Origin of the sequence: Novosphingobium aquimarinum (assembly GCF_009746585.1) — a bacterium.
In the GTDB taxonomy this organism is placed as follows: Bacteria; Pseudomonadota; Alphaproteobacteria; order Sphingomonadales; family Sphingomonadaceae; genus Novosphingobium; species Novosphingobium aquimarinum.
The window spans coordinates 1-6304 of record NZ_WRPO01000046.1 but is presented as its reverse complement, the minus strand read 5'-3'; the positions used below and the strand labels follow the sequence as shown (position 1 = coordinate 6304).

3 protein-coding genes and 1 pseudogene are annotated in these 6304 nt (G+C 57.5%); all 4 read left to right on the top strand.

The genetic code is table 11. The annotated features are described in order from the left end of the window. Window positions 1–328: 328 nt before the first annotated feature. On the top strand, window positions 329–2677 hold the full coding sequence (locus GQO94_RS20535) for a TonB-dependent receptor (RefSeq protein WP_198046089.1): 2349 nt from the start codon (window positions 329–331) through the stop codon (window positions 2675–2677). A 161-nt stretch (window positions 2678–2838) separates the two neighbouring features. Beyond that, window positions 2839–3672 carry an IclR family transcriptional regulator gene (locus GQO94_RS20530; protein WP_161786575.1) on the top strand — a complete coding sequence of 278 codons (834 nt, stop codon included), beginning with the start codon at window positions 2839–2841 and terminating at the stop codon, window positions 3670–3672. A gap of 909 nt (window positions 3673–4581) precedes the next feature. Further along, window positions 4582–5901, top strand: coding sequence for a TonB-dependent receptor (locus GQO94_RS20525; protein WP_037557551.1), 1320 nt, complete (start codon window positions 4582–4584; stop codon window positions 5899–5901). 42 nt (window positions 5902–5943) lie between these two features. After that, window positions 5944–6183 (top strand): annotated as a pseudogene (locus tag GQO94_RS20520) (transposase); the annotation flags it as partial. Window positions 6184–6304 lie beyond the last annotated feature (121 nt).

Sequence of the window (6304 nt, the reverse complement as noted above, 5' to 3'; positions counted from 1 at the left end):
AATTACACCAATGCCGGGGGGAGTGGCCCTCGGGCTACGCCCTCACGCCACTCCCCCCGGCATGTAACACGATGGCCTGGTTTTACGCCGCCGAATGGCCGACTTTTGCTCCGCCGTTGACATACGAGGCTGCCATGCGCATACATCCTTAATATCAGTATCTTTGCAGGGAGTCCCTTGGCTGGGAACCCGGCGGTGCGTCTTCTCGCATCGAGAATGGCCCCCGGAACGGGCAGTCATCGACAACTGCAAACAGAATGTTTTCAAGAATGCATATTCACTAAGGTTCAAGAGGTCAGATAATAAAATGACAATCAGGGGAGGAACTATGTTGGTTACCCATAAAAATACGCGTATTCGTAAAGCATTATTTGCCGGAACGGCAATCACCCTTGGCATGATGTCAAGCAATGCCTTCGCGCAGTCCACGGCATCGGCCACCGCTGCCGATACGGCGGAAGATGTTACGAGCGCCGGCATCCAGGATATTGTCGTCACGGCGCAAAAACGTGAAGAGAGACTGCGTGACGTCCCCGTTTCGATACTCGCCGTCTCCGGCGAGAAGTTGCAGGATGCCAACATCGCGCGATTGACCGATCTGGTCACTATCGTTCCAAACTTCACCCTGTCGCTGGCCGGTAACGCTCCGACCACAAACCTGCGCGGGTTCGGTACCTATGGAACGCAATTCGCACAATCGGTCGGCAAATTCACCGACAACGTGTCCTACAGCCGCGATCTTCATGCGCGCCTTCCGCTTTTCGACATTGAACGGGTCGAAGTTCTCAAGGGACCGCAGGTTCTCCTATACGGCAACAGCACGACCGCTGGCGCGTTGAACATTACGACAAAGCAGCCTGGGTCGGAGTTCGAGGCTGATGCATCGGCATCTTATGAATTCAACCACGACGAAACGATCGTCCAGGGCGGCGTCACGGTGCCGCTCAGCGACTGGGCAAGCTTTCGCGTCGCGGGCTTCTTTCAAAACCTCGACAAGGGCTGGCTCCGTAACAATTTCACCGGCCGTGACGAACCAACATTCCGCAACCGGGCGGTCCGCGGTACTCTTCGCCTGACGCCAACCAACGACCTGACGATCTCGCTCAAGGCCGAATATGACCGCGTGCGCGACAATGGCGGCACCGGGCAGCAGATCAGACAGTCGACTAATCCGAACCGACAGCAGACGGACATCACGCTCGACGATTACAGGACGTCGACGGCCTCCGGCGCCCCGTTCTTCTCGCCCGAATTTGTGGAGGTGCGGCACGAGACATATCAGGCCGATATCAGCTATGATGCAGGCGTCGGGACGATCAGTTCTACCACTGCGTATCTGAACACGCGAGCCGGCGGGTCGCAGAGCAACACGTCCGATCTGCCCGACTATCTCAACTTCCTGTTCACGCACTATCAGCAGTTTAGCCAAGAATTGCGCTTCACTGTGAACACGGGAAGCATTGATTACACCTTTGGTGGTTATTTCGAAGACAATAAATATAAAGCCGCTACCGTGGTCGATGCGAACTTTCCGGCCATCGCCGTTCCCCTGCCAGCTTTGGGGCGCTACGTGGACATCGACCAGCGCAACAAAAATTACTCCGTTTTTGCAAACCTTACTGCGCATTTGACGGACGAGTTCAGTGTAACTGCCGGTGCACGCTACGCCATCCTCCACCAGAATACGGACCAATCGTCCTTGGCAGCGCCATTGGTCACCAATGTCACTTTCGACACGTCCCAGGCTGATGTGCTGGCACAAACTGATCCAGCGCTATGTGCGCTCGTGCAGGCCGGGTTTGCCGCGGTTTGCCATGAGTTCAAGGATCTCAAGCGCAAGGAATATCATTTCCAGCCGCAGGTCGTGATCCAGTACAAGCCGAACAGCGACATCATGTTCTACGGCAAATTCGTGAAGGGCGCCAAGCAGGGCGGGGTGGATATTGCGTATGGCGGCACTCCGGCGAACGGTGTCAGCCGCGAAGAGGCTATGTTTGCGCCTGAGACTGCAACGTCGTTCGAAGTCGGCGTGAAAGGGATCACGGGCGACCGCATGCTCGAATATTCTCTCGGTGTCTTCCGAACCACGTTTGAGGATCTGCAACTCTCGGCCTTCCTCGGGACATCGCAATTTACGACCAACGTAGGCAAGGCCCGGACCCAGGGCGTCGAAGCCGAAGTCACATTCGTGCCGGTGACCGGTCTGCGCATCAATGCGACTGCGAACTATCTCGACGCAACGTTCAGGGATTTTCCCAATGGTGTGTGCACGGTGGAACAAATCGAGGCAGCGCCCCCGGGAACGGTCTGCATGCAGGACTTGTCCGGGAGACCCACACCGTTCCAGTCGAAGTATAGCGGGACCCTGAACGTCTCCTATGATATCGAGGCTGGCGATCTGCGCGTCACGCCGGGCGTCTCGGTTATGGCCAAATCTGGATATTATGTCGGCACGAACGACGATCCGCTCGGCTATCAAAAGGGCCTGGCATTGGTTGACCTGAACCTCGCCGTGACTCCGGTCGATTCCTGGTGGAAAGCATCGGTATTCGTGCGCAATCTCACCGACAAGGCCTACAAGGAATATGGTGTCGCCACGGCACTGATCCCAGGTGGCTACAGCATCTATATGAGCCGCGGGAGAAGCATCGGCGTGCAAGTGGGCGCACGCTTCTGACCAGCTTGCCTCCGCCCGCGCAAGCTGGCGGAGGCAGGCTCTCCCACCGGTGCGGGACTGGTTCCCGCACCGGCTTTCCGTTCGTTCGGCGGCTCACGACATGGTATGGTGGGTTGCCAAGGTCCATGCTACCCGGTCCTAAACAGCAAGGGATCGGCCAAGTGGTTTCCAATGAAAAGAGTGTCAAACGTCGCGGGATCCAATCCGTTGGGGTAGGGTTGCGTGTCCTGTCCGCGCTCGCGTCACAAAAGGGAGCCGCCAATCTATCGTCAATCGCCCAAGCGGCAGCGCTTTCGGCGAGCCAGACGCATCGCTATCTCAGCAGCCTCATGGAAGCTGAGATGGTCAAACAGGAACAGCGCTCCGGCCTGTACGATTTAGACGCCGGAGCTATACGGCTTGGTCTGGCGGCTTTGTCTCGAATAGATATTTTCGCGATGGCCGATGACGTCTTCGCACAGTTCGCGAAGGATTCCGGACGCACCTGCCTCGTGGCCATTTGGGGCGACGCCGGACCGACAATTATCCGCTGGTTCGATGGTACGCCTCCTGTAATCACCTCACTGGCGATCGGATCCGTGCTCCCTCCGCTCCGCTCGGCAACGGGACGCGTTTTTTGTGCCTTCGGCGATCCAGCCCTTATTGAACGGATTGGGAAGACCGTTATGCGCGCAGAAAAGCGCGCGATCGGGGATGCGAATGCAATTCTGGACGACGTTCGAGCATCTGGACTTGCTATGGTGAAGGGCGATCTCATCCCGGGTCTTCGCGCTGTCGCGGCGCCGGTATTCGATCTCCAGGGACGTTTGGTATTAGTTGCCTCGGCCCTGGCCTATGAAGGAATGCTAGCACCGGATGACAACGCAATTGCTCCACAACTGCTTGCGTCCTGCAAGCAGTTAACGGAGGCGCTTGGCGGAAAGTGGCCACTTGAATCCGCTTCGGGGTCGCCTTCGCGGCGGCGCGGCGGTGCCAAAGAGAGCCATACCGACTGAAAGTCTGGAAGCGCGTCGAATATTCTCGCGCGATTGCCAAATCATGGCGTCGGGCGCGGCGACTCAATGAGCTTTATTCAATGAGTCATTGAATGCTGCCGCAGGCCGCAGGCCACGATGGGTGATTCAACTGCATATTCCCTCCCGTAGGAGTTGGCGCTTGGCCAGATCGGCCGTTTGAAGGCGCGCTGATGACCGCCGGCCAATGCCGACAATCCAGATTGGCGCATGACGGGGGGTGTGCGGTTCCCATTGCGTGCCGCCCCTTATCGCGACAGCCGAACGGAAGTTTGGGGTTTAGAAGTTGCCTCGCCGTGCGGCTCCCGGGTTGAGCGGCGATCGCTGGCGCAAGAGCGACGTGTGCCGCGGCTGTCCAATTCGCGAACTGTTGGCGAGATCAACGAGGATGGACGAATCGTTGCTCGTTCGATCGACGGACCGACGGTTTTCTTCCGATTCCGTCGGTCGGAAGAAGCTTGAAGTTCAGGATTCTATTGCGGATTCTCTGCAAAAAACCCGGCCGCAATTTTACCCGATGTAAAAAGCATTGCATTATACGGAAATCTAGCTAGCTATGCCCAAGGCGTTTCAGCGCCCTGCATGCCTTGCGGCTGCCAAGACCAAAGAGGCCCATTGGGAAGAGGACATGACACTAGATGTCAGCACAGCACTCGCCGGCTCTTACGCGTGCCTGCGCCAGCGCCCTTCGGGACATTCAGCTATTTTTGATTTCGCAGCAGCATGCTGCTGGCCAAATTTACTTGAACGCACCGGCGTATTCGGCGCGGCAAGCTCTTCTGCTGGAATAGGAGCGGCGAAACCCATGAGCCTTCCCGTTTGAGAGGTCGGCAGGGACGTCGGATTTTGATGAAATTCAGAACGATTAGATAGGAATAAGGGGAGGTAAGTATGAAGTTCGATAAGGTTTTTACCGTGACGTCCCTGAGCGTCGCGATGGTCGCGCTGACTTTTCCGGTCAACGCGTCGGCGCAGAGCGAGGATACGGCTCCGACGCAAAAGCCGTCCAGTGAGACACAAGGCTATGAAGACATTGTCGTGACGGCGCGGCGCACATCCGAAAGCCTGCAAAATGTCCCGGTTGCCGTGACCGCTCTTTCCGGCTCAGCGCTTGCGGACCGCTCGGTGACGAATTTGTCCGAGGTCACGCAATCAGTTCCCAACATGCTGAGCGCAGGCTCCGGCAATGGCGGTTCAGCCGGCCAATTCTTTCTTCGCGGTGTTGGCCAGGGCGACTTCACTGTCAACATGGATCCGGGCGTGGCCATCTATATTGACGGCGTTTATTATCCACGCACGCAAGGCGCCAATCTCGACCTGGTCGATGTCGAACGTGTCGAGGTTCTTCGAGGGCCGCAGGGCACGCTCTATGGCAAGAACGCCACTGGCGGTCTTATCAGTTACATCACGCGCTCGCCAGATGCTCCCGAGCGCATGCAGGCTATGATGGAAGTCTCATCGCGCAACGGGTTGCGCGGACAGTTTTCATTCAACCGCGAATTGTCGGATAACGACACGCTCTATATTGGCGGTTCGGTCGTTGGGCTGACGCAGGATGGCTGGGGCGACGTGCTCGTAGCGCCAACGAATACGTCCAAGCTAGGCTTGGGAAAAGGCAACTTCAACAAGCGGCAATCGGTAAGTGGACGCTTGTCGTTGCTCTTCCGCCCTTCCGACGCGCTAAAGTTCACAGTCCGCGGAGACATGACGGAACAGAACGGCGCGGGGCCAGCGGTGGTCTTGCTCGCTGCCACCCCGGGCACGACGACCAGTAATTTGGTGTCAGAGGAGCAACGTGCCGATATCGGCAAGTTTGACCGTTTCTATTCGGATTATCGGCCGCCGAACGACCTCAGTCTGCGCGGTATCTCGCTGACTGGCGAACTGGATTTGGGCGGTGCAACCTTGAAATCGATCACCGCTTATCGCACACTGAAGCAATCGGCCGGTTTGGACTTTGACGCGACCGACAAGGCGATCGCCAATTATGGGCAGAAGGTCTGGCAGAACCAGTTCAGTCAGGAACTGCAGCTCAATGGATCGTCCTTTGATGGAGCGCTCGACTGGATCACCGGTGCCTATTTCCTGCGTGAGAAGCTGAGCCAGGAGCTCACGCTGGAAGGAACGGCGGCCCCTGCCACGCTTTCGGGAGGGACGGTCCAGTTCCAGGATGTCACTCCGCTGACAAAATCTGGCCTGCTGCCGGTTTGATGGACACCGAGAAAAGGTGTTTTATCGAACTGGAGGACCAACATGGAACGAAGGAAGTTTACGCGCGAGTTTAAGCTCGAGGCAGTGAGGTTGATCAAGGAGCGCGGTGTCAGCGTTTCACAGGCATCGCGGGATCTTGCTGTGCACCAGACGGTGCTGCGCAACTGGGTGCGCGATTTTGGCAGCGATCCGGCATCGGCATTTCCGGGGCATGGCCAGATGAAGCCGGAGCAGCTGGAGATAGCGCGTTTGCGCAAGGAAGTGGCGAAGCTCAAGGCGGAGCTGAGAACGGCGGAGCAATATTCGACCACGGTAGCGGCGGGATAGTCCTGCTGCGGGCGGCGTAAAAGTCGTCCACCTTGAAGCCTTTCTGCCGAGTCAGGGAGGTGTGGGGATCTACAGC

Excerpts from the sequence above, each read along its gene's own strand:
- GQO94_RS20535 (WP_198046089.1), top strand. The coding sequence starts at position 329 with ATGTTGGTTACCCATAAAAATACGCGTATTCGTAAAGCATTATTTGCC.
- GQO94_RS20525 (WP_037557551.1), top strand. The coding sequence starts at position 4,582 with ATGAAGTTCGATAAGGTTTTTACCGTGACGTCCCTGAGCGTCGCGATG.